Origin of the sequence: Phytohabitans flavus (genome assembly GCF_011764545.1) — a bacterium.
GTDB classification, from domain to species: domain Bacteria; phylum Actinomycetota; class Actinomycetes; order Mycobacteriales; family Micromonosporaceae; genus Phytohabitans; species Phytohabitans flavus.
Map to the genome: position 1 here is coordinate 119,195 of NZ_AP022870.1, position 22,176 is coordinate 141,370.

A 22,176-nucleotide genomic window follows, 5' to 3' on the forward strand; every position below is an offset into this window, starting at 1 on the left:
AGGTGAGAGTTGTCGAGCGGATGCTGAGGAGTTGCCATGTCCATCGCCGTTACCGGGGCCACCGGGCACCTCGGGCGCCTCATTGTGGAGTCGTTGCTGCGCCGAGGCGTACCTCCGGATCAGATCGTCGCCCTCGGGCGGAATGTCGCGAAAGCCGACGACCTGCGTGATCGGGGGTTGCCGTCGTGCAGATCCAGTACGACGACGTCGACTCGCTGCGCCTGGCGTTCGCCGGGGTCGACGAGCTGATGTTCGTATCCGGCAACGAGGCCCGCAAACGCGAACAGCACCGCAATGTCGTCACCGCGGCGAAGGACACCGGAGTTGGGCTGATCGTGTACACAAGCATCGCCAACGCGGACAGGTCGACGCTTATGCTCGCCGCCGATCACCGGGCGACCGAGCAGGAGATCGTCGCATCCGGCGTGCCGTTCGTGTTTCTGCGCAACAGCTGGTACCTCGAGAACTACACCTCCCAGCTGCCGACGTACCAGGAGCGGGGATCGTCGGTGCGGCGGGCGACGGCGAGATCAGCGCGGCGACCCGCGCCGACTTCGCGGACGCGGCCGCGGCGGCACTGACTGGCGGCGCTCAGGCTGGCCAGGCGTACGAGCTCGGCGGTGCGGCGTTCACCATGGCGGGGCTGGCCGACGAGGTGTCGCGGCAGTCCGGCAAGCAGATCACGTACACCGATCTGCCCGTCGACAAGTACGTCGGTGTCCTTGTCGACGGGGGAACACCCCAGGCCGGCGCCGAGATCGTCGCCGACGGCGACCGCGGTGTTGCCAGCGGAGACCTTCATGTGGAAGGGAACGACCTCGAACGGCTCATCGGACGCCAGCCGACCACGCTCGCCGAGGCCAGCCGAGATGCGATGTGAGTGAGTAACGCGGTCAGCCCGCCTGGCGTCCCCGGGCGGGCCACGTCACCGTCCCGCTGAAACGGGACAATGAGGAACGCATCGGTCAGATGGGCCGTCAGGGTAGGGATGCCTGGATGCGTCCCCCGACCTCGCGGGTGCGCAGCAGCGGCTGGTCGCTGGCGGCCGGCCCGTGCAGGACCACACCGTCGGAGAGCCGGAAGGTGCTGCCGTGCCAGGGACATACCAGGCATTCGGCACCGTCCACATTGATCAGCTCGCCATCGCCGAGCGGGCCGGTCTGGTGGCCGCAGTTGCCGATCATCGCGGTCACGGCGCCGTCGGTACGGGTCACCACCACCGGCACCTCGCCGATCGAGGCCCTGAACGGCTTGCCCTCGGCGAGTGCGTCCTGCGCGCACAGGTCCTGCCACCCTTCGGGGATCTGGCGCAGGAACGCCTCGGCCTGGTTCACCGCGGCCGCCTGCCGGTAGCTCAGGTGGCCGCCGAGGTAGGCACCGAGGCTGGAGCCGGCCAGCCCGGCGTAGGCAAGCCGCCGCCCGAGGTGGTGGTTGCCGCTGAGCCGGGCTATCAGCGAGCCGGTGTAGAGGCCGACGGCGACAACGTTGACCGAGGCGTGGACGAGACCAATCCGGCGCTGCTCGCGAGACAGCGACGCCCAGTCGTTGAGGCCCGCCGCCACCGCCGGCAGGGCACCAGCAGTGCCGACGCCGGTGAGCACTGTCGCGGTGCGGTCGGCACCGGGAAGGGCGTCGACCACGGCGGTGCTCAGCCACGCGCCGATGGGTAGCTGCACGAGTGCGGGATGCAGCGGATGGCCCAGCCACACACCGTGCAACACATCGCGTATCCGCCCGCGTAGCACGGCCTGCACACCGCGCTGCAACGGGTCACCTACCCGGTCCAGCCAGTTGGCGGTCTCCAACCGGTCAAGCATCGTCCGCACAGCCATAGCACGCTGGTTCCCCACGCGGCGGCAGGCAAACGGCCGCCGCATGCAGAGGTGCGCGACGCGGCCGTCACGTGGATTCGTTGACCACGGCTAGACTGTGGCCCCGGCATTGCGGCGCCCCAAAGCGAGTCCTGGAAGGCTGATGATGGCTGACAAACCCGCCGTTGAAGAAAAGATCCGGCCGCACGTGCCGCACACCGCGCGGATCTGGAACTACTGGCTTGGCGGCAAGGACAACTACGCGGCCGACCGAGAGGTCGGGGACCGGGTCCGGGAGATCTTTCCCGTGGTGATCGAGCTGGCACAGGCCGACCGCCTGTTCCTGGGGCGGGCCGTGCGCTACCTGGCCGCCGAGGTGGGGATCCGCCAGTTCCTCGACATCGGCACCGGACTGCCCACTCAGGACAACACTCACGAGGTCGCGCAGCGGGTGGCCCCCGAGGCACGGATCGTTTACGTCGACAACGATCCGCTGGTGCTGGTCCACGCCCGTGCCTTGCTGACAAGTTCCCCGCAGGGCACCACCGACTACATCGAGGCCGACCTGCACGACCCGGACACCATCTTGCGGGCTGCCGCCAATACGCTGGACTTCTCCCAGCCCGTGGCGATCATGCTGCTCGGCGTCATGCACTTCATCAGCGACGACGACGAGCTTCAGCAGATCATCGACCGGTTGCTGGCGGCGGTTCCGTCCGGAAGCCACATTGCCGTGGCCAACACCACCACGGCTGTCAACGGCGACGTCACCGCGGAGGCCGTCCGCGTGTGGAATATCGACGCCGAGCCGAAACTCAAGCTGCGCACCCCTGAGCGCATCGCCGAGTTCTTCGCCGGCCTCGATGTCGTCGAGCCGGGCTGGGTCTCGTGCTCGCGGTGGCGCCCCGAGCCGCGCGACGACGGCAGCCTGCCGGTCGAGGTCGACCAGTGGTGCGGGATCGTCCGCAAGCCCTGACCTCCCTCCGGTCCGGACTTGCGCGGTCGGTCGATGTGGCGCATCGGCGACGGGCGATGAACCAGGCTTGAAGGGCCGCCGTAGTGTCCACAGGTGACAACTACGGCGGCTCTGGGTCTGGGAGGGAGCATGAACGGTGCCCTCGCGTCTGGGCTCGCGCCCATCGCGGAAAAGCATGACCTCGGCGGGTTGGTCAGCCTGCACCGGCAGGAGCGGCCGCTGATCCGTTACCGCGCTCGCATGTTCTGGATCATCGGTGTCGGCCTGTTGGTCGGCGTGATCTGGGTGGCGTTCCCGGATCCTGCGGTCTTCCTCTCCGTGCTGGCTGTCCACCTGGTCGGGGTCGCGCTGTCCGGCCCGGTCGCGGCCTGGGCGTTTCCGCCTGACGGGCCGTCCCGGTGGGTGGCGCTGTTCGAGCGTGGCCTTGTCGACGTGACCCAGCACGACGTCGACCATCGTGGTCGGGAGCCGGAGCACGACCTTGTCGTGCGCGTGGTGCGGTTCGAGCAGATCCGGCAGGTCGAGCAGCACCGCGGGTACGCCTACTCGACCGGCCAGTCGTTCCAGGCCGGCAGCGCGGCGGCCCGGGTCGTGGCCGACCGCGACGGCCAGCGGACAGTGATCGACCTGCACGGATACCGGCACCAGGACAAGCTTCTGGACGCGGTCCGGGCCCACGTCGGGGATCGGCTGCGTGCCGAGTCCCTGGCCGACCTGCGCAGCAGCGGCCAGGCACGCTTCGGCGAGCTGCTCGTCACCACGGAAAGGCTCTCGGTCAGCAGTGGTACCGGCGGCCTGCTACCCGGCGAGGCGTCGTCGCTGTCGCTGTCCAATGTGGTCCGGGTGCAGGAGATGGGCAAGGGTGCCAGCCTCATCATCTACCGGCGCAGCAGGCCCGGCGAGCGGTCGATCTTCCGGGACGGTTCGAACATGTGGTTTTCCGGGGCCGTCCCGAACGCGACCGCGGCCGCGGAGGCGATCGCCGCCATGCGGGGTGAGACGTCGAGCGGTGGGTAGGCTGCCGGCATGGCCGTTCCGGACTACCTGAAGCCGTTCGTGCTGCCGGTCGAGGTTATCGCCGCCGAACGCCATGGACCGGTCGTCGACCTCTATCTGCCGGAGGCCGCGCGGCCGTGTCCGGCTGTGGTGTTCGTCCATGGGGGCCCTCTTCCGCCCGACCTGCGGCCCACACCGCGTGACTGGCCGGTCTACCAGGCGTATGGCTCGATTGCCGCGCGGCGCGGCGCCGTCGGCGTCACGGTGGACCACCGGCTGTACGGTTCGGGCGATTACCCGCAGGCCGCCGCCGACGTGGCTGGGGCGATCGAGACGGTACGGGCCGACCCGCGGGTCGATGGCGACCGCGTTGCCATCTGGTGCTTCTCCGGCGGCGGGCTGCTCCTAGCCGACTGGCTGCGCGAGCCGCCGCACTGGCTGCGCTGCTTGGCGGCGAGCTACCCGGTGCTCGCCCCACTGCCGGGTTGGACCGTCGACCCGCGCTTCCGGCCGGCCGAGGCGGTCGCCGCCGCTGGAGCGCTGCCGATCGTGTTGACCCGTGTGGGGCGCGAGCGGCAAGAGGTCGCCGCGGGGATGGAGCTGTTTGTCGAGGCCGCTCGTGCGTCCGGAGCAGCGCTGGAGATCATCGACGTGCCGGACGGGCGGCACGGGTTCGACGTGCTCGATCACACCGCCGAATCTCGCAAGGCAATCGAGCGCGCCCTCGAAACGGTGCTAGCCGCGGTGGCCTGACCACCTCGCGGCGGAACGTCCGACGCCTATGTCCATCCCCCGATCCTGAGGAGGCCCCGGGCGCCTGCGTCAGCTCGCGGGGCCGGCGAACCACCGCCATCCATAGTGGATGGCGGTGGGTTCATCGCCGGACGTGAGCGTCAGCCGCGGCGCCACTTCTGGTTGGCGCCGCCGTGGCACTCCCACGTGATGAGGCGGGCGCCGTCGTTGCTGTCCCAGCCCGCGACGTCCACGCACTTGTTGGCCTGCGGGTTGACCAGGTCACCGGCCGCGGTCAGCACCCACTGCTGGGCCGGGTTGCCGCTACAGCCCGCCAGCTGCACCACGGCGCCGTTGGCAGTCGAGCCCCACGCCACGTCCATGCAGAGGCCGAATGCGCGGATCGTGCCGTCGCCGGGGAAGGTCCAGGCCTGCGCGCCCGTGCCGTTGCAGGTGTAGAGCTGGAGGTACTGGCCGTCGACCCCGTTGCTGTTAGGCACGTCGATGCACTTGCCGGCGTACCCGATGAGGCGGCTGGTGCTGCCACCGCCGCCGGTCGTGGTCAGGGACAGGCCGTAGACGCCGAGGATCTCGTTGACCGGCTGGTAGACGGTGGTACCGCCGCTGTTGCAGTCGCCGCCGGCGCCGGAGGTGACGCCCTGCGCCTGGTTGCCGCTGATGAAGGAGCCGCCGGAGTCGCCGGGTTGGGCGCAGGCGCTGCTGGCGACGAGACCGTACACAAGGGAGCCCGAGTAGTTGACGGTGACGTTCTTGGCGGTGATCGTGCCGCAGCGCCACCCGGTGGTACGGCCGGAGCGGCAGACCGAGCTGCCCACGGCGGCCTCCTGCGAGCCGGCCACGTTGGTGGTGCCGCCGTTGTACGTGTTGACGACCGGGCGGGACACCCAGTTGGAGTTCACCTGGACCCAGGCGTAGTCGTTGTCCGGGAACGAGGAGCCGCGGAACGTACCCTGCGCCGCGCCGCTGCCGCTCGTGGTGCTGCCGACCCCGCCACAGTGGCCCGCGGTCACGAAGCCGCCGGAGACCGCGAAGCCGACCGAGCAGAGGACGCGGTTGTCGATGACGTACTCGTCGCCGCCACGCACGTCGTACACCGGGCGGTAGGGGCTCGCCTTCGCCACGGTGCGGGCCGCGGTCCCGCCGACGCCGGCGGCGCGGACGAAGCGGTCGGCGGCGGCCACAGTGGACGCTTCCACGACCACGCTGTTGGAGGCGGGGTCGACGTACCAGGAGTGGACGCCAGCAGCCGCGGCGGCGCGGCGGTCCAGCGCGGCCTTGGTGCGGTCGAGGTCGGCGGCGCTACGGGCGACCGGTTGCGGGCGCGCACCGGCCGCGCGTACCCGAGCGGCCTGTGCCTTGTCGGTGACCCCGACGATGAGTGCGCCGCCGTCCGGGGCGACCCAGGCCCCGGCGTAGGCGGCGCCGAGCTCGGCGCTCAGCCGGCGTTCGATGGAGGGCGCGGCCGCCTCGACGACGAGCCGGTCGTGGATCTGCGCGTCGTTCAGGCCGAGGTCGCTTCGGAGGGCGGCGAGCTGGCCGGCCGGCAGCCCGGCCGGCTGGACGGCGGGTGCGGCGGGGTCGGGTGCGGGTGCGGCGGCGACCGCCGGTGAGGTGGCCGCGCTGAGGACGAGCGCGGCGGCGGAGACGAGGACAGCGGCTTTGCGGACCATTCGGATACCTCCCCAGAGCGCGAGAGCGCTTTCTGGGAGGAACCTTTACTGTTCGCGTGGATGTTTGTCAATGTGTTCGTGAGCGCTTCGCTTCGGTTCTGATCGTGCTCCCTTGGCGGGCTCGCCGCCACGAGCTGCACCGCGACCGGTTCTGATCGGATCTGAGACCGAATCTGATCGGTTGATATTGACTTTGATCGCGGTGAGTGCTTGGTTGGGTCGGAGACGTTTCAGGAGGGTTAACCATGAGACGCACAGTCGCCCTGTCAGCCCTGCTCAGCCTCGTCGCCGCTGCCGCGACCGCGCCCGGTGTGGCGTACGCGGACACCGCCCCCGCGCAGTGGCGGCCGGGCACACCCCCGATCAGCACGCCGTGGACCGCCGAGGTCGGTCCCGACAACGCCCTTCCCGAGTACCCCCGACCCCAGCTCGTCCGGGACCGCTGGCAGAGCCTGAACGGGGTGTGGCAGTTCGCCGGCGCCGCCGAGGGCGAGGCACCGCCGTTCGGCGCGGAGCTCAGCGAGCGGGTCCTGGTGCCGTACCCGATCGAGTCCGCGCTCTCCGGCATCCAGCGGCGCGAGGACCGGATGTGGTACAAGCGCACGTTCCGGGTGCCGACCCGCTGGCAGGTCGGTGGCGACCAGCGGCTCCGGCTCAACTTCGGCGCCGTCGACTACGACGCCACGGTGTGGGTCAACGGCGTCCGCGTCGCCACCCACCGGGGCGGCTACGACGCGTTCAGCGTCGACGTCACCGACGCCCTGCGCCCGACCGGGCAGCAGGAGCTGGTGGTCGGCGTCACCGACCTGACCGACCAGACCTGGCAGCCGGTCGGCAAGCAGCGCAACGTGCCGGACCGCGGCATCTTCTACACCTCCGCCTCGGGCATCTGGCAGAGCGTGTGGATGGAACCTGTCGCGGCCGGCCACATCGAGCGGCTCCAGCTGACGCCGGACATCGGCGACGGCAGCCTCCGCCTCGACGCGCGGGCGGCGGGCGGCAGCGGGCTGACCGTCGAGGCGATCGCGTACAACGGCAACAGGGTGGTCGGCCGGGTCAGCGGTCCCGCCGGTACCGAGCTGCGGCTGCCCGTGCGCAACCCGAAGCTGTGGTCGCCCGACTCGCCGTTCCTCTACGACCTCACGGTCAAGCTCTTCGACGGCTCGCGGCGGGTGGACCTTGTCACGTCGTACTTCGGCATGCGCGAGGTCGGCACGAAGCGGGGCGCCGACGGCAAGCCGTACATGACGCTGAACGGCGACATCCTCTTCAACATGTCCACACTGGACCAGGGGTTCTGGCCGGACGGCATCTACACCGCGCCCACGGACGAGGCCCTGCGCTTCGACGTGGCCGAGCACAAGCGGCTGGGCTTCAACACGATCCGCAAGCACATCAAGGTAGAGCCGGACCGCTGGTACTACTGGGCCGACAAGCTCGGGCTGATGGTGTGGCAGGACATGCCGTCGATGCGCACCGGCGGGACGCCGCCCGAGGACGCGCGCCAGGAGTTCGAGCGGCAGCTGCACGAGATCGTCGAGGAGCACCGCAGCTGGACGTCGATCACCGTCTGGGTGCCGTTCAACGAGGGCTGGGGCGAGTGGGACCGGGCCGCCACCGGGCGGATCGCCGACGAGGTCGGCGCGCAGGACCCCAGCCGCCTTGTCAACGCGCACAGCGGCGTCAACTGCTGCAACTCGCACGGCGACTCCGGCCGCGGCGACATCATCGACTACCACGACTACCACGGCCCGGCGTCCCCGGTGCCGAGCGGCGACCGGGTGGCCGCCGACGGTGAGCACGGCGGCTTCGGCATGGAGGTCGACGGGCACATGTGGTTCGGCGAGGGCCACGGGTACGGTGCGCTGCTCCCCGACAGCGCGACGCTGACCGCGCGGTACGTCGAGAACCAGCGGAACCTGCTCGCCATCGCCAACCGGTGCGGCCTCTCGGCCGGCGTCTACACCCAGATCACCGACGTGGAGCACGAGGTCAACGGCTTCTACACGTACGACCGCCGAGTGGCCAAGATGGACTTCAACCGGGTACGCGACGTGAACCTCGCGATCGTCCGGTCCGTCGACGGCACCGGCGCGAACGTGCCGCAGCCGCCGCCCGGCACGCCCGGCCTCACCGGCGTCGGCTACTGGCCGCTGGACGAGGGAGCGGCACGGTGACGGCGGACGCGGCTGGCGACCACGACGGTACCCTCGTCAACGGTCCAACGTGGACGCCCGGCAAGAGCGGAAACGCGGTCCAGTTCAAGGGCACCAACCAGTACATCGACACCGGCGCGGCGATCCTCGACACGACGGGCGGTTACACGGCGTCGGCGTGGGTGCGGCTGGACAGCCTGGGCGGCTTCGCCACCGCGGTGAGCCAGGACGGCGACAGCCACAGCGCCTTCTTCCTCCAGTACTCCGGGGCCGACAACCGCTTCGCGTTCAGCTTCGCGGGCATCCGGGCGCTCGCGCCCACGGCGCCGGAGACCGGCCGCTGGTACCACCTCGCCGGGTACGCGACCTGACCACCGGGTCGCTGACCCTCTACGTCGACGGTCAGCGGGCCGGTAACGCCAACGCCTGCCTCGGTGAGCGGTCGAGCGGCAACACCGTCATCGGCCGCGGCAAGTTCAACGGCAACCCGGTCGACTTCTGGCGCGGCGCGGTCGACCAGGCGCGCGTGTACGACCGTGCGCTCTCCGCGAGCGAGGTCGCCCAGCTCTACGCCTCCGGCGGGTAGGCGCCGCGCGGTACGTGGCGAAGGGCCGGTCTTCGGCGTTGCCGGCCCTTCGCCCCCGCCGCAGGAGCCGGTCGCCGTCAGAGCACCGGCTGGAGGAGGCGGTGCGGGCGGGCGCGGAGGGCGACGCTGACCGGGTCCTCCCGAGGCTGGGCCGGCGCCCCCGGGCCGGGGTGGGCCTCGATGTCCGCCGGTTGTACGTCGACACCGCCGCAGGTCGGGCAGCGGCCGGCCGCGTCGATCTCGGTGCCGCACACCGCGTGCCGGAACGTCCGTAGCGGCTGGCCGGTGGCGAAGTGGCGCTCGCCCCAGCGCATTAGCGGGTAGATCACCGACCAGAGCTCGACCCCTCGCTCGGTCAGCAGGTACTCGTCTCGCGGAGGGGAGTCCTGGTAGCGGTGGCGTGCCAGGATGCCGGCCTCGACAAGCGTGGCGAGGCGGTCGGCGAGCACCGCCCGCGGGATGTCGAGATGGGCGAGGAGGTCTCCGTAGCGGCGCACGCCGTAGAAGGCGTCCCGGACGATGAGCAGCGTCCACCGCTCGCCGACCAGCTCGAGTGCCCTCGCCAGCGTGCAGTTCTGCCCCTCGTAGTTCTTGCCCAGCGCCACGCTGTGATCCTACGCCCACTCGGTTCATTCAACGAACTGACCTTGCTAATGTCGGTTCGTTCACCGAACCGAGGAGCCCTGAGCGATGTCGACAACAGCCGCACCACCTGCCCCGGCCGTGTCGCGGGACGAGGCCCGCACCGCGTCGCGGGCCCTCTTCGTGGTCTGCGCCGCGACCCTGCTCGTCCTGCTGAACTACACGGCGCCGGTCGCCGTGCTCCCGCAGACCGCGGCCAGCCTCGGTGCCGGGCTGACCACCCAGACCTGGCTCATCAACGCGATCACCCTCGGCCTCGCGGCGACCCTGCTCGTGGCCGGCAGCCTCGGCGACGACTTCGGGCGCCGGCGCGTCTTCTGGGTCGGCCTCGCGCTGCTCGCGGTGAGCACGGCGGCCGCCGCGGTCGCGCCGGACGCCGGCACCTTCATCGCCGCCCGCGTGGTGCAGGGCGTGGCTGGCGCGGCGATCCTCGCCGCCGGGCTGGGGCTGCTCGGCCACGCGTACCGCACCAACCACGGCCGCGCGCACGCCACCGCCCGCTGGGCGTCGATGCTCGGAGCGGGTATCGCGATCGGCCCGCTGGCGTCGGCCGGGCTCGCCTCGATCGGTAGCTGGCGCTGGTTCTACGTGATCCTCGCCGCGCTGGCCGCGGTGCTGGCGGTGACCGGTGGCCGGCTGCTCGCCGAGTCCCGCGCCGCCCGGGTTGCCCGCATAGACGTGCCCGGAGTGCTGACCCTCGGCACCGGCCTGGCACTTGTCCTCGTCGCGGTGACCGCCGGCCGTACCGGCTGGGTACGGCCCGCGACGCTGGTGCCGCTGGTGCTCGGCGCGCTGCTGCTGGCGGTGTTCGTCGCGGTCGAGGCGCGCGGGCGGGCGCCGATGCTCGACCTGGCCCTCTTCCGCCGGCCGGACTTCAGGGTCGCCACGCTGGGCGCGCTCTTTACCGGGCTCGCCGCGCTCGGACCCAGCACCGTGCTGCCGACACTGGCGCAGCGGCTGATCGGCGTCAGCGCGTTGGGTGCGGCCGGGCTGGCGTTCGTGTGGGCCGGTGCCTCGTTCGTGGTCAGCGACCAGATGCGCCGGCTCGGCACCCGCGTCGCCCCGCACCGCCAACTCGCGCTCGGCTTCGCGCTGACCGCTGTGGGCTACCTGGCCATGCTCGGGTACGCGGACGCGCACTCCTGGCTCCGTACCATCCCCGGGTTGTTGATCTCCGGTGCCGGAAGTGGCCTGCTCAACGCGGCGCTCGCCCGGCTCGCGGTGGCCACCGTCCCGGCCGACCGGGTCGCGATGGGCTCGGGCGCCAACAACACCGCGCGGTACGTCGGTGCCGCGCTCGGCGTGGCCGCCAGCATCACCGCCGCGTCCAGCCTCCTGCCCGCCGGGCAGAGCGGCGGCTTCTCGGCACACGGCGCCGACGCGGTGCTGCTCCTCGGCGCGGTGCTGGCCCTCGCCGGGATGGGGATCGCGCTGGCCCGGCGGAACGAGCGAGCTACGACCTGACGCCTTTGGCGGCCGGTGTCCGCGACGCACCTCGCGTCCGGTTCGTGGCCGTCCGCGTTCGATGGGTCCGGATGTCCGGTCGCCCGGCGGAATTGCCGGCGGCCGGACGTCGTTATGCATGCGGCTCACGAAGGAAACGGGGCCCGGTACTGTGACGGGCGCCATTGCCGGAATGGCCGGGCCGGCCGTGTCGTTGAATGACTGGCGCCGGTGAATAGAGAGCGCCCGGCGTTTGATTCCCCCTTTCTGAAGCGCCCAAATGGTGCCCGTATGCGCCGTGCGCTTCCCCCTGGAATGGATGGAGTTTGGTTTGTCTAGCATGAACACGCTGCTGCGCAAGACAGTCACCGCATTCGCGGGTTTCACCTTTGCCGGTGGTTCCCTCTTCGGTTCGTCGACTCTGGCGCTGGCCGTGCCGGCCACCGCTGTGGCGACGACCGCGTCGGTGGCGGCGGCTGCGCCGGGTTCGGACAAGCCGAATGCCGAAAACAAGCCGTGCATGGACAAGCTTGTCCCACACGGTGTGCAGGGTGAGCAGTCGTACGTCGAGCTCAGCGATGAGCAGGTGGCGAACGCGAAGGCGATTATCGCGGCCACGAAGAAGTCGGACATGGACGAGCGTGCGGCTGTCGTGGCGGTCGCCACTTCGCTGCAGGAGTCCAAGCTCGAAAACCTGGGTCACCTCGGTGACATGAACGACCACGACTCGCTGGGGCTGTTCCAGCAGCGCCCGTCCGCGGGTTGGGGTACGCCCGAGCAGATCACCAATCCGGAGTACTCGACGGAGGCGTTCCTGTCCGGGCTGAAGAACATCGACGGGTGGCGGGACATGCCGCTGACCGATGCCGCGCAGTCGGTGCAGGTGTCGGCGTTCCCGGACCACTACGCACAGTGGGAGTCGCAGGCCGCGAACATCGTGGCTGATCACTGGAACGGCTGACCCCACACCTAGACCGCTGGCCGGGTCCCAAAGTTCGCACCCCCCGCGAGGGACCCGGCCAGCTCTCCTGTCTAAAGAGGACCTGACGGTCGGCTGGCGCCCGCCGCCTTGACGATGCGGATGATGGGCGCCGTCTCGACGTGGCGGATCGCGGTCAGCGCGCCGAGCCGCTCGGTCAGGTACCGGTACAGCGCCTGTACGTTCCGGCAGACGACGGTGGCGACAAGGTTTGTCTGCCCCGTCGTGGCGGCGGCGAAGGCGACCTCCGGGTGCGCGGCGACCGCCCGGCCGACAGCGTCCAGTTCGGACGGTGGCACGGACAGCCACAGGATTGCCTGGGTGTCGAAGCCGAGCGGGTGGGGGTCCAGGTCGAGGTCGAAGAAGACGATGCCCGCCTCGTGCAGGTACCGCAGGCGGCGCTTCGCGGTCGACTCGGACCACCCGGTCGCGGCGGCCAACTCGCCGTAGCTGGCCCGGCCGTCCTTGCCCAGCGTGTCGATGAGGATGCGGTCCTCGGCGGATAGGGTCACCGGTTCGTCGCGGCGGGGCAGGTCGGTGGTGAGCGCCGCGACCTGGGCGGGCGTGAGCGCGTCGGCCACCGCCGGGTGTTCGCTGGCGCCGCCGAAGTACAGGTGCAGTAGGCAGTGCGCGCTCACCCCGACGACGCGCGGTGTGCGCGGCAGCTTCCGCAGCAGCAGCGCGTCGCGCTCGTCGGCGCTGCGGACCTGGGTGACGCAGTTGACCTCGGTGCCGCCGGACATCAGGTTGACCCAGAACGTGTCCGGGCGGCGGGCCACGGCCTCCGCCACCGCGGACGCGGCGTCCGGCGTGCAGTGGATCCGGATGTACCAGCGCACCTCACCGGAGCGCCACACGTTGGTCTGGCCGATGACCCGTACCACGCCGGCGGCGCGCATCCGGCGGTAGCGCCGGGCGATCGTCTGGTCGGAGACGCCGAGCACCGCGCCGATCTGGCTGAAGGGCGCCCGCCCGTCGATCTGAAGCGCGTGGATCAGCGCGCGGTCGAGCGGATCCACCGTGACGGAATCCATCCCAGCACGCTAACCAATGTCGAGAACCCGCACATCTCCCCTGAAGAGTGGCACCAGGCACGCCGGCCCGCGCAGCCTCCCTCCCAAGCGGAAGGAGACTCGACATGCGTAAGTGGTGGCCGCTGGTGGCGGTCTGTCTGGGCGCGTTCATGCTGCTCGTGGACGTGACAATCGTGGTGGTGGCCCTGCCCGACATGGGCCGCGGGCTGGACGCCTCGTTCGCCGACCTCCAGTGGGTGATGGACGCGTATGCCCTCGCGCTGGCGGCGCTGCTGCTGGCCGCCGGCTCGCTCGCCGACAGGTTCGGCCGGCGCGGCACGTACCTGGCCAGCCTCGTGATCTTCGCGGTCGCGTCGCTCGCCTGTGGGCTGGCGCCGGACGCGGGCACGCTCATCGCTGGCCGGGCCGTGCAGGGCGTGGGTGGGGCGGCGATGTTCGCGACCACGATGGCGTTGCTCAACCTCGCGTACCAGGGTCGCGACCGGGCGGTGGCGTTCGGCGTGTGGGGCGCGGTCACCGGTGCCGCGGCCGCGACCGGCCCGGTGCTCGGCGGCCTGCTGACCGAGCACCTGAGCTGGCGGGCCATCTTCCTGGTCAACCTCCCGGTCAGCGTCGTCACGATCGCGCTGGCGGCGACGGTGCTCACCGAGTCGCGCGATCCGCGAGCCCGCCGTACCGACCTGCCGGGGCTGGTCACGTTCACGCTGTCGGCGGGCTCCCTCACGTACGCGCTGATCCGGGCGGGTGACGGCGGCTGGACCGCGCCGGTCACGCTGGCCTGGTTCGCGGCCGGCGCGGTGACGCTCGCGGCGTTCGTGGCGGTCGAGCGGCGCAGCCGGTACCCAATGCTGGATCTGGCCCTCTTCCGGCGCCCGGCCTTCACCGGCGTGATGCTGGCCGCGGCGCTGGTATCCGTGGCGGCGTTCGCCTACTTCGTCTACACCTCGATGTGGCTTCAGTCGACGCTCGGCCTCGGGCCGGTGCGCGCCGGGCTGGCGCTGCTGCCGATGAGCGGCGCGGCGTTCGTCACGTCGGCGGTGACCGCCCGGCGGCTGCACGACGTATCGCCGCGGCTGACGGTCGGGCTCGGCCTCGCACTCGTCGGCGCCGGCGCGCTCCTCCAGTCCACCGTGGACGGTGACGCCTCGTGGACCGCGATCACGCTCGGCCTGGTGGTCGCCGGTGCCGGCGTCGGCATCTGCCTGCCCAGCCTCACCGCGGCGGCCATGGCGGCCGCACCCGCCGAGCGGGCCGGCATGGCGGCGGGGGCGCTCAACACCGCGCGCCAGCTCGGCCTCGCGCTCGGGATCGCCGCGCTCGGCACCGCGTTCGCCTCCCGGGTGGAGGCCTGGAACCTCGCTGACCGGGCGGCGGCCGCGTCGGGGCTGAGCCTGACGATGGCGATCGCCGGGGCGGTGGGTCTGGCCGGTGCCGGGCTGGTCATCCCGCTGCTGCGCACCCGGCGCGAGCCAGCGTCCACAGGAGATTATCGGCACCTTGACGAGAAGTCTCCCGAGCGCTTATCGTCATGACGACGATAACGAGGGAGGGTCGGGATGGCCGACATCACGAGCAGACTGTTCCTGCGGCACCTGCGCGGCGCGCCGACGGCATACGTGCGGCACGTCGTCCGCGGGCGGGTGCGGCACGAGGGCGTGGGCACGTCGTTCTGGTACCGGCCGCTGCACGCGGTGCTCTCCGAGGTGCCGGTCGACGACCGCGAGCTGCCGCTGCTGTTCCACGCGCGCACGGCCGACTTCGCCGACGTGACCGTCCAGGCCACGGTGACGTACCGGATGAGTGAGCCGGCGCTGGCCGCGACCCGGCTCGACTTCTCCATCGACCCGCTGCGCGGCGGCTGGCGCGGCCAGCCGCTCGACCAGGTGGCCACGCTGCTGGCCGAGCTCGCCCAGCAGCCCGCCCTCGACCTGCTGGCCCGGGTGTCGCTCACCGAGGCGCTGGCCGGCATCGCGACGGTCCGCGAGGCGGTGGCCTCGGCCCTCGCCGGCGACCAGCGGCTCGCCGAGATCGGGGCGAGCGTGGTCTCGTCGCGGGTGGTGGCGATCCGGCCGGAGCCTGAGGTGGAGCGGGCGCTCCAGACGCCGACCCGGGAGGCGGTGCAGCAGGAGGCCGACCGGGCCAGCTACGCCCGGCGTGCGGTCGCCGTCGAGCAGGAGCGCGCCATCGCGGAAAACGAGCTCCAGAACAAGATCGAGCTGGCCCGCCGCGAGCAGCAGCTCGTCGAGCAGCGCGGGGCAAACGACCGGCGCACCGCCGAGCTGGAGGCGGCGGCCAAGCTCGTCACTAGCCAGGGGCAGACCGACCGCGCACGGCTCGCCGCCGAGTCGGAGCGGGCCCGCGAGCAGGCCCGCGCCGATGGTGTACGCGCGGTCGGCCTCGCCTCGGCGGAGGCGGAAGCCGCCCGGCTGGCCGCCTACCGGGACGTCCCCGAGTCGGTGCTCTACGCCCTCGCCCTGGAAAAGCTCGCCGGCCAGCTGCCACAGATCGGCGAGCTGACCATCACGCCGGACGTGATCACCAAGCTCGTCGGGCGGTTCGCCAGCGGCAACGGGGACGGCGCGCGATGACGCTGCCGCCCCGGGTGGTGACCGTGACCCGCCGCAGCGAGCTGGACGAGCTGCTGGCCCGCCACGGCACCCTCGGCGCGGCCGGCTACTTCCTGCGCCAGCGCGGCCGCGACCTCGCCGAGGTGCGGCGGCGGCACGACGCCCAGGCGGCCGCGCTGACCACGGTCGGCGCGGCCGTACCGGCGGACTGGCGGCGCGGCCACGTGGACCGCGCGGACCTGCCCCGGTTCCTCTTCGGACCCGAGGACATCGTGCTGGCGGTGGGGCAGGACGGCCTGGTGGCGAATGTCGCGAAGTACCTCGACGGCCAGCCGGTCATCGGCGTCAACCCGGAGCCGGAGCGAAACCCAGGCGTGCTCGCGCAGCACCCGCCGACAGCCGTGGCCGCGCTGCTGCGCCGCGAGCTGGCTGCCGAGCACCGGGCGATGGTGGTCGCCGAGCTCGACGACGGCCAGCGGCTGTACGGGCTGAACGAGGTCTACATCGGACACCCGAGCCACCAGTCCGCGCGGTACGTGCTCGGCACCGCCGGCGGCGCCCGCGAGCGGCAGTCCTCCTCAGGGATCGTGGTCGGTACCGGCACCGGCGCCACCGGGTGGTGCGCCTCGATCGCCCGGACCCTGGCGCGGGCACCCGCGCTGCCCGGCCCGACCGAGACGTCGCTGTGCTGGTTCATCCGGGAGGCATGGCCGTCGCCGGCCACCGGCACCACCCTCACCCAGGGCCAGCTGACTGGCCCGGAGTGGCTGGAGCTGACCAGCGAGTCAGAGCGGCTTGTCGCCTTCGCCGACGGGCTGGAGGGCGACCACCTGGAGCTCGGCTGGGGCCAGCGCCTGCGGATCGGGCTGGCCGACCGTTCACTGCGGATAGTCCCACGCCGCTGACCGGCTGTTGTGCGGGCGTTTTATCGTATGCGCTTACACGACGAAGGGGACCGGTGATGGACCGTAAGCGCATGGAGCTGATCCAGCAGCGGCTGACGCTCGTGCCCAATCCGGAGGCCGTGCTTCGGAGCCAGGCGGCCATGCGGCAGGTCCGGCTTGTCTACTTCGGGGTGCCCGTCGTGATGACCGCCGTGGTGATCTCCATGTTCGTGGTCCAGACCACCACCTACTCGATGGTCGGAGCCGGCATCCTCGGCGGACTCGGCCTCCTCTTCTGCGGCTACTTCTTCTACGCGTACGGGGCGATGGCCCGCGCGGCCAGCGACACCGTCAGCGGGCTCGGGCTCAAGCTGGTCGCGATGCCGACGTACCTGCGCGTGCCCGACTTCGCCGGCGGATTCCTCGGCGGTTTCACCGTGGGCGCGGTGACCTACCGGGGCGTCCGCCACGGGCGCGCCGTCCACATCGTCCAGGAGCCGAAGCTGGCCGCGACCCTTGTCGGCGAGCCGCCGAGCGGCGCGCCCGTCGTGGCAAACCCGATCGGGCCGGCCGAGATGGCCGCGCTCACCGGCGAGCCGGCGAAGTCGTGGCGCCGGGTGTCGGTGCTGCTCGGCGATGGCTTCGCGGCGGTACGGCGGGACGGCAACGCGGCGGGCAAGTGGATGTTCCACGACCTGCTCCTGGCCGAAGCGCTGCTGCCGCCCCTGACACCGTCCCGCTGAGCCGGCGCCCCGGTCAGGCGGCAGCAGCGCGGCGCAGCAGCTCGTGCACCAGGCCGACGACCTCGTCCGGCGTGAACTCCATCGCGTTGTCGCCGACGCTGAGCTCGAAGCTGCACCGGGTCGGGTCGGGGGAGGAGCGGGTGCGGCCGAAGACGTACATGCCGCGTTCGGCGACCATCTCCGCGCCGGCCCGTTCCACAGCGGCCTGCGGTGCGGGCAGGTGCACGTGGAAGAGCGGCGTCTGCGGCGGGTCCGGCCAGGCGAGCGCCGCGCCGTCCGCGTTGATGGCACGGGCGATCGCGATCGCGTGGTCCCGGAAGGCGGGCATGCGGGCCGGCTGGTCGTCGAGGCCGACCAGCGCGGCGAGCGCGAGCGGCCAGGCGTCCCGGATGGCGCCGCCCAGCCGCTGCCGCCAGACGGCCGCCTCGGCGAGCGTCTCCGGGTCCGCGGCGAGGACCGCGCCGCGTACCCCTTGAAGTCCTTTGTAGAGCGACACGTAGACGGTGTCGAAGAGCGCGGCGATTTCGTCCAGCGGGCGCTCGTAGTAGGTCTGCGCCTCCCAGATCCGGGCGCCGTCCAGGTGCGGCGCCACCCGCGCTCCCGTACGGCGGCGACCTGCGCGACGAGGTCGTCCCACTCGGGTAGCAGGCCGCCGATGTCGCGCTGCGGCAACTCCCAGACAACCGCGGCGAGCGGTTCGCCGACGGCGGCAAGGTCTTCGGCGGTCATCAGCCGGTAACGGTCGCCGGCCGCGTGCATGCGCAGCCCGTGCACCACCGCGTAGCCGCCTTGCTCCCACACGTCGAGGTGGCACTGCGGGTGCGCGGCGAACGCCTGCCGGCCGCTGCGCGACGCGTGTATGCGCAGCGCGACCTGCTGGGCCATCGTGCCGCTGGGGAAGAAGAGCGTTTCCTCCGTGCCGAGCAAGCCGGCAAGGCGGCGTTCGAGCTGGGCGACCGGGCCTTCCGGGCCGTCCGGCGGGGTCTCGGGGTCGACGTGGTCGAGCATCCGGCGCAGCACCGCGTGTGGCATCCGGCGGTGGGGCGCGTGCAGGAAGAGGGATCGGCCGCTCATCCTCCGATGGTCCCTCCCACGACGCCCGTTGCCGAGCCGCGCCGGCGGTGGGGTGTTGAAGCGCGGAGGGTGAGGCCGCGGGAGCGACGGTCTGGACCACAGCGGACATCGCGGTAGCTCAATCTCTATTGTGGATAGATCCGCAGATGGGTTAGGTACAGATCCGCTGGAACGCCTCGCGGCGCTCTTCGTCGCTCACGTCCTGCACCTGGTCGAAGCGGGCGATCGCGTTGCGGACGTGTGAGGCGTCGTGGATCGGCTCCTTGCGCAACCGGGGAAATGCGTACGCGCTGTCCGGGAGGGCTTCTGACCTCTGTTTTCCAGCCATGCCCATCGGACTACCCAGGTGGAGCGGAAGCCATGTCCCGGGCGAGGGCGCGCATCGTTCCGCGTACCCGGTCGGCGCCCAGCTCGCCCACGACGGCGCGGAGGTGTTCGGCGGCGAGGGGGCGAGCAGCGTGTGTGCGTCCGCGTCCGGGTCGGCGCGGTGGGCGAGCAGCAGCGCCACGTGGCGGTGCCAGAAGCGGTACGCGCCGATCCTGTAGCGGGCACCGGCCGAGCCGGTCTCCGACATGCGGAGCAGGTCGAGGTGGTCGAGGGCGTACGCGAGGTACGCGTCGACGAAAGCGGCCAGCCGATCAGCCGGCGCTGGCTCGTCGCCCGGCTCGCCAGGGCCGAGCGGCGCGGGTCCGGCGAGGATCGCGTCCTGTAGCTCGCGTTCGCGGGCGTCCAGCAGCGCCACGGCGAGCCCGGCCTTGTCGCCGAACCGCCGGAAGAGCGTGCCTTTCCCCACGCCGGCCGCGGCGGCGACCGCGTCCATCGACACCGCGGCAACGCCGTGCTCGCGGAAGAGCGTGGCCGCCGCGTCCAGGACGGCTGCCCGGTTGCGGGCCGCGTCGGCGCGCTCACGGGGTGGTGACGAGCGCAACACGAGCAGCTCGGCTACACCGCTGGCAGAAGCGGACTGTGGTCCGGTAGCGTTCGGATCCATAACCGGACTGTAGTCCAATTCTCTGGAGGACGTGAAATGACCACGCTGCTGCACATCTCCGCGTCACCCCGGGGCGCCAGGTCGGAGTCCCTCGCGATCGCGGAGACGTTCCTGACGGCGTACCGGGAAAACCACCCGGACGACGCCGTCGAGACGTGGAACCTGTGGGACGAGGGTGCCCTCCCGCCCTTCGGTCCCGACGCCGCGGCGGCGAAGATGGCGGTTTTCGCGGGCGCGGACCCGGAGGGCGACCAGGCCGCCGCCTGGCGGCGGGCCCAAGAAACGTTCGCGCGCTTCGCCGCCGCCGACCGCTACCTCTTCAGCGTTCCTATGTGGAACGCCGGTGTGCCGTACATCCTCAAGCAGTTCATCGACGTGGTCAGCCAGCCCGGGATGGTGTTCTCGTTCGACCCCGAGCGCGGCTACACCGGGCTGCTGGCGGGGCGGAAGGCCGTCGTGGTGTACACCAGCGCGGTGTACGGCGAGGGCCGCCCGCCCGCGTTCGGCAGCGACTTCCAGGCGCCGTACTTCGGCGGCTGGCTGCGCTGGGCCGGCATCACCGAAATCGAGGAGGTCTTCTTCCGCCCCAACCTCGCGATCGCCGACGCCGACCCGGGCCGGCGGGCCGCCCACGCCCGCGCCCGTGATCTGGCCAAGAGCCTCTAATCGCCGGTCAGCGGGTGAGGCGCCGCGGTCACGCAGCCAACATAGCGGTCAGGGTGCGGCTAGCCCTACCACGAAGACACCAGAGGGCGTTACTGCTTCGCGGCCCGTGCGCGGCTGCAATGGGGTACGTGGACACGCAGATCACGAACCAGCTTCTGGACGCGCCCGGGGCCGCCGCGCCGGCGGTCGAGCTGAGCGGCGTCACCCGGGTGTACGGGGCGCGCTCCGCGGCCGTGCGCGCACTGGACAATGTGGACATTGCCTTCGCGGCCGGCTCGTGGACGGCGGTGATGGGGCCGTCCGGCTCGGGCAAGTCGACGCTGCTGCACTGCGCGGCCGGCCTGGAGAAGGTCACATCGGGGCGGGTACGGGTCGCTGGGCGGGACATCACCGATGCCTCGGACGCCGAGCTGACCCGGCTGCGCCGTACCGTGATGGGCTTTGTCTTCCAGAGCTTCAACCTGATCGGTTCGCTCACCGCGGAGCAGAACGTGGCGATGCCGCTCCGCCTGGCCGGCCAGCGGCCGCCGCGGCGGGTGGTGCGCGAGGTGCTCGCCTCGGTGGGGCTTGCCGACCGGGCCCGGCACCGCCCCGGCGAGCTCTCCGGCGGCCAGCAGCAGCGGGTGGCGATCGCGCGGGCGATGGTCACGCGGCCGGCCGTGCTCTTCGCCGACGAGCCGACCGGCGCGCTGGACACCCGTTCGGCGCGTACCGTGCTGGGGCTGCTCCGCGCGATGGTCGACGACGGCGGCCAGACGATCGTCATGGTCACCCACGACCCGGCCGCCGCGGCGAGCGCCGACCGGGTGGTCTTCCTCGGCGACGGGCGCGTGGTCGACCGGCTGGAGCGGCCCACCACCCGGCAGGTCGCCGACCTGCTCGCCCGGTGGGAGGAGTAGGCCATGCTGCGCATGTCGTGGAGCACCTTTCGGGACCGGTGGCAGGTCTTCGTCGGCGCGATCGTCACGGTCTGCCTCGGCGTGGCGCTGGTCCAGTCGTCGCTGCTGACACTTGTCTCGGCGGCCACCGCGAAGATCCCGCCGGGGCTGAGCGCCGCCGAGGAGCGGGCGCTGCGCGACGGGTACGACGGTGCGGTCGCGCTGCTCGGCATGACGATGGGGCTCGCCGCGTTCGTCGCGATCTTCATCGTCAGCTCGACGTTCGCCTTCACCGTCGCGCAGCGCCGCCGTGACCTGGCGCTGCTGCGGCTCGTCGGTGCGGGCCGGGGGCAGGTGCGCACGCTGCTGGTGGGGGAGGCGCTCCTGCTCGGCGTGCTCGGCTCCGCCCTCGGCGTGCTTGTCGGCGTGGTGGTCATGCGGCTCCAGGCGGCGATGCTGGACGCGTTCGGGTTCGTGCCGCCGGGCTTCGTCGGCGAGTGGCGGCAGTGGGTGCTGTCCGTCTCCGGGGTACCGGCATCGGCATCGCCGTCCTCGGCGTGCTGGCCGCCTCCCGCCGCGCGGCCAAGGTACGGCCGCTGGAGGCACTGCGCGACGTCGGCGGGGCGGCCCGGGTCATGACCGTGTCCCGGTGGGTGTTCGGCACGCTCTTCCTGGGCGGGAGCATCGCACTGCTCATCCTTGTACCGGTGCTCGGCGGGGAGGCCGCGCTGCCGCTGTCCATCTTCGTGTCGTTCACGCTGGTGACCGCGTTCGCGGCGTTCGCCCCGCTGGTCGTGCCGCTGGTGGGCTGGCCGTTCGGGCTGCTCTTCCGGGGCCGGCTCGGGGTGCTGGCGCACGCCAACCTGCGCGCCGGCGTGCGCCGCAGCGCCTCCACCGCCGCCCCGATCATGGTGCTTGTCGCGTTCGTGGTCGGCATGGCCGGCACGATGGACACCATCACCGAGGCCAGCCGCCAGGAGGTCGCCCGCGACATGAGCGCCGACCTGGTACTCGACGCGGACCGCCCGGTACGCGACCAGGTGGCCGCCGTGCAGGGTGTCGACGCCGTCTCCGAGGAGGCGCCGGTCATCCTGGACGTCGGCTTGGACTACGGGGGCGAGCAGATCACGTACCAGGGCGTGGACGCGCTCGCGGTCGACCCCGCCGGGTACGCCAGCACGCACCGGGTAGTGCCGACCGCGGGCAGCCTGGCCGACCTGCGCGGCGAGACGATCGCGCTCAGCCCCAGCTACGCGCCCGAGTTGCGCTTCAAGGTCGGCGACACGCTGCCGGTACGGATCGACGGCGGACCCGACCGGCTGCGCGT

The 22,176-nt window shown here is 71.8% G+C and carries 24 protein-coding genes and 1 pseudogene; 18 read left to right on the plus strand and 7 right to left on the minus strand.

Translation table 11 applies throughout. The annotated features are described in order from the left end of the window. The first annotated feature begins 36 nt into the window (after positions 1 to 36). From Pflav_RS44505 to Pflav_RS44515, 3 genes are read left to right on the plus strand one after another with little or no spacing between them, the layout of a single operon-like run. Entirely contained in the window at positions 37 to 249 is a 213-nt protein-coding gene (locus tag Pflav_RS44505) for an SDR family oxidoreductase (RefSeq protein WP_232070881.1), read from the plus strand. Further along, positions 186 to 581 (plus strand): NAD(P)H-binding protein, encoded by a 396-nt coding sequence (locus Pflav_RS44510; RefSeq protein ID WP_232070882.1) that lies wholly within the window; start codon positions 186 to 188, stop codon positions 579 to 581. Before Pflav_RS44505 ends, Pflav_RS44510 begins: the two co-directional genes overlap by 64 nt. A gap of 53 nt (positions 582 to 634) precedes the next feature. Continuing rightward, positions 635 to 880, plus strand: coding sequence for a Rossmann-fold NAD(P)-binding domain-containing protein (locus Pflav_RS44515; protein WP_232070883.1), 246 nt, complete (start codon positions 635 to 637; stop codon positions 878 to 880). A gap of 97 nt (positions 881 to 977) precedes the next feature. Here Pflav_RS44515 and Pflav_RS00555 read toward each other — a convergent pair whose 3' ends face one another. Further along, a complete protein-coding gene (locus Pflav_RS00555) occupies positions 978 to 1,817 on the minus strand; it encodes a Rieske (2Fe-2S) protein (protein ID WP_332107721.1) in 840 nt (279 codons plus the stop codon). Between the two features lie 160 nt (positions 1,818 to 1,977). Between Pflav_RS00555 and Pflav_RS00560 the strand changes: the two genes are divergently transcribed. From Pflav_RS00560 to Pflav_RS00570, 3 genes are all read left to right on the plus strand, one after another. Beyond that, the gene (locus Pflav_RS00560; RefSeq protein ID WP_173032834.1) at positions 1,978 to 2,787 is read left to right on the plus strand and encodes an SAM-dependent methyltransferase; all 810 of its coding nucleotides are present in this window, start codon (positions 1,978 to 1,980) and stop codon (positions 2,785 to 2,787) included. Positions 2,788 to 2,916: 129 nt separating this feature from the next. After that, complete coding sequence (locus Pflav_RS00565) at positions 2,917 to 3,804, plus strand: hypothetical protein (protein WP_173032836.1); 888 nt, start codon at positions 2,917 to 2,919, stop codon at positions 3,802 to 3,804. Positions 3,805 to 3,813: 9 nt separating this feature from the next. Further along, positions 3,814 to 4,536 carry an alpha/beta hydrolase gene (locus Pflav_RS00570; RefSeq protein WP_173032838.1) on the plus strand — a complete coding sequence of 241 codons (723 nt, stop codon included), beginning with the start codon at positions 3,814 to 3,816 and terminating at the stop codon, positions 4,534 to 4,536. A gap of 140 nt (positions 4,537 to 4,676) precedes the next feature. On the opposite strand, the gene Pflav_RS00575 is transcribed toward Pflav_RS00570, so the two are convergent. Next, positions 4,677 to 6,206, minus strand: a complete 1,530-nt coding sequence (locus tag Pflav_RS00575; RefSeq protein WP_173032840.1) for a ricin-type beta-trefoil lectin domain protein — start codon at positions 6,204 to 6,206, stop codon at positions 4,677 to 4,679. Between the two features lie 245 nt (positions 6,207 to 6,451). Between Pflav_RS00575 and Pflav_RS00580 the strand changes: the two genes are divergently transcribed. Genes Pflav_RS00580 through Pflav_RS47065 form a run of 3 tightly spaced genes read left to right on the plus strand, consistent with a single transcriptional unit; the run spans position 6,452 to position 8,948 of the window. Further along, the gene (locus tag Pflav_RS00580) at positions 6,452 to 8,383 is read left to right on the plus strand and encodes a glycoside hydrolase family 2 protein (protein WP_232070884.1); all 1,932 of its coding nucleotides are present in this window, start codon (positions 6,452 to 6,454) and stop codon (positions 8,381 to 8,383) included. Continuing rightward, on the plus strand, positions 8,380 to 8,733 hold the full coding sequence (locus Pflav_RS47060) for a LamG-like jellyroll fold domain-containing protein (protein ID WP_269474450.1): 354 nt from the start codon (positions 8,380 to 8,382) through the stop codon (positions 8,731 to 8,733). The genes Pflav_RS00580 and Pflav_RS47060 overlap by 4 nt, the downstream gene beginning before the upstream one ends. A gap of 11 nt (positions 8,734 to 8,744) precedes the next feature. Then, a complete protein-coding gene (locus Pflav_RS47065) occupies positions 8,745 to 8,948 on the plus strand; it encodes a LamG-like jellyroll fold domain-containing protein (protein ID WP_269474597.1) in 204 nt (67 codons plus the stop codon). 77 nt (positions 8,949 to 9,025) lie between these two features. Here the strand turns inward: Pflav_RS47065 and Pflav_RS00585 are convergent, their stop codons facing one another. After that, entirely contained in the window at positions 9,026 to 9,553 is a 528-nt protein-coding gene (locus tag Pflav_RS00585; protein ID WP_173032842.1) for a winged helix-turn-helix transcriptional regulator, read from the minus strand. An 85-nt stretch (positions 9,554 to 9,638) separates the two neighbouring features. On the opposite strand from Pflav_RS00585, the gene Pflav_RS00590 reads away from it, so the two are divergent. Together Pflav_RS00590 and Pflav_RS00595 are read left to right on the plus strand one after the other, a co-directional pair. Further along, complete coding sequence (locus tag Pflav_RS00590) at positions 9,639 to 11,054, plus strand: MFS transporter (RefSeq protein ID WP_173032844.1); 1,416 nt, start codon at positions 9,639 to 9,641, stop codon at positions 11,052 to 11,054. A 319-nt stretch (positions 11,055 to 11,373) separates the two neighbouring features. Beyond that, positions 11,374 to 11,994 carry a hypothetical protein gene (locus Pflav_RS00595; RefSeq protein WP_173042155.1) on the plus strand — a complete coding sequence of 207 codons (621 nt, stop codon included), beginning with the start codon at positions 11,374 to 11,376 and terminating at the stop codon, positions 11,992 to 11,994. Positions 11,995 to 12,065: 71 nt separating this feature from the next. Here Pflav_RS00595 and Pflav_RS00600 read toward each other — a convergent pair whose 3' ends face one another. Continuing rightward, complete coding sequence (locus tag Pflav_RS00600; protein WP_173032846.1) at positions 12,066 to 13,046, minus strand: Lrp/AsnC family transcriptional regulator; 981 nt, start codon at positions 13,044 to 13,046, stop codon at positions 12,066 to 12,068. A gap of 104 nt (positions 13,047 to 13,150) precedes the next feature. Between Pflav_RS00600 and Pflav_RS00605 the strand changes: the two genes are divergently transcribed. From Pflav_RS00605 to Pflav_RS00620, 4 genes are read left to right on the plus strand one after another with little or no spacing between them, the layout of a single operon-like run. Then, positions 13,151 to 14,578 carry an MFS transporter gene (locus tag Pflav_RS00605; RefSeq protein ID WP_173032848.1) on the plus strand — a complete coding sequence of 476 codons (1,428 nt, stop codon included), beginning with the start codon at positions 13,151 to 13,153 and terminating at the stop codon, positions 14,576 to 14,578. A gap of 24 nt (positions 14,579 to 14,602) precedes the next feature. Next, positions 14,603 to 15,634 (plus strand): SPFH domain-containing protein, encoded by a 1,032-nt coding sequence (locus tag Pflav_RS00610; RefSeq protein WP_173032850.1) that lies wholly within the window; start codon positions 14,603 to 14,605, stop codon positions 15,632 to 15,634. Then, positions 15,631 to 16,518 (plus strand): hypothetical protein, encoded by an 888-nt coding sequence (locus tag Pflav_RS00615; RefSeq protein WP_173032852.1) that lies wholly within the window; start codon positions 15,631 to 15,633, stop codon positions 16,516 to 16,518. Before Pflav_RS00610 ends, Pflav_RS00615 begins: the two co-directional genes overlap by 4 nt. Before the next feature lie 56 nt (positions 16,519 to 16,574). Then, entirely contained in the window at positions 16,575 to 17,240 is a 666-nt protein-coding gene (locus Pflav_RS00620) for a hypothetical protein (protein ID WP_173032854.1), read from the plus strand. Between the two features lie 13 nt (positions 17,241 to 17,253). Here the strand turns inward: Pflav_RS00620 and Pflav_RS47070 are convergent, their stop codons facing one another. The 3 genes and pseudogenes from Pflav_RS47070 to Pflav_RS00630 form a co-directional block, all read right to left on the minus strand. Continuing rightward, the gene (locus tag Pflav_RS47070) at positions 17,254 to 17,832 is read right to left on the minus strand and encodes a beta-eliminating lyase-related protein (RefSeq protein ID WP_197937791.1); all 579 of its coding nucleotides are present in this window, start codon (positions 17,830 to 17,832) and stop codon (positions 17,254 to 17,256) included. Positions 17,833 to 18,005: 173 nt separating this feature from the next. After that, positions 18,006 to 18,314, minus strand: a pseudogene (locus Pflav_RS48295) (beta-eliminating lyase-related protein); the annotation flags it as partial. Positions 18,315 to 18,465: 151 nt separating this feature from the next. Then, positions 18,466 to 19,305, minus strand: a complete 840-nt coding sequence (locus Pflav_RS00630; protein ID WP_232070885.1) for a TetR/AcrR family transcriptional regulator — start codon at positions 19,303 to 19,305, stop codon at positions 18,466 to 18,468. Between the two features lie 36 nt (positions 19,306 to 19,341). On the opposite strand from Pflav_RS00630, the gene Pflav_RS00635 reads away from it, so the two are divergent. The 3 genes from Pflav_RS00635 (at position 19,342) to Pflav_RS43020 (ending at position 21,488) form a co-directional block, all read left to right on the plus strand. Further along, entirely contained in the window at positions 19,342 to 19,971 is a 630-nt protein-coding gene (locus Pflav_RS00635; protein ID WP_173032856.1) for an FMN-dependent NADH-azoreductase, read from the plus strand. Positions 19,972 to 20,099: 128 nt separating this feature from the next. Then, positions 20,100 to 20,870 (plus strand): ABC transporter ATP-binding protein, encoded by a 771-nt coding sequence (locus Pflav_RS00640; RefSeq protein ID WP_232070886.1) that lies wholly within the window; start codon positions 20,100 to 20,102, stop codon positions 20,868 to 20,870. A 3-nt stretch (positions 20,871 to 20,873) separates the two neighbouring features. Further along, positions 20,874 to 21,488 carry an FtsX-like permease family protein gene (locus Pflav_RS43020; protein WP_197937793.1) on the plus strand — a complete coding sequence of 205 codons (615 nt, stop codon included), beginning with the start codon at positions 20,874 to 20,876 and terminating at the stop codon, positions 21,486 to 21,488. The last annotated feature ends 688 nt before the right edge of the window (positions 21,489 to 22,176 follow it).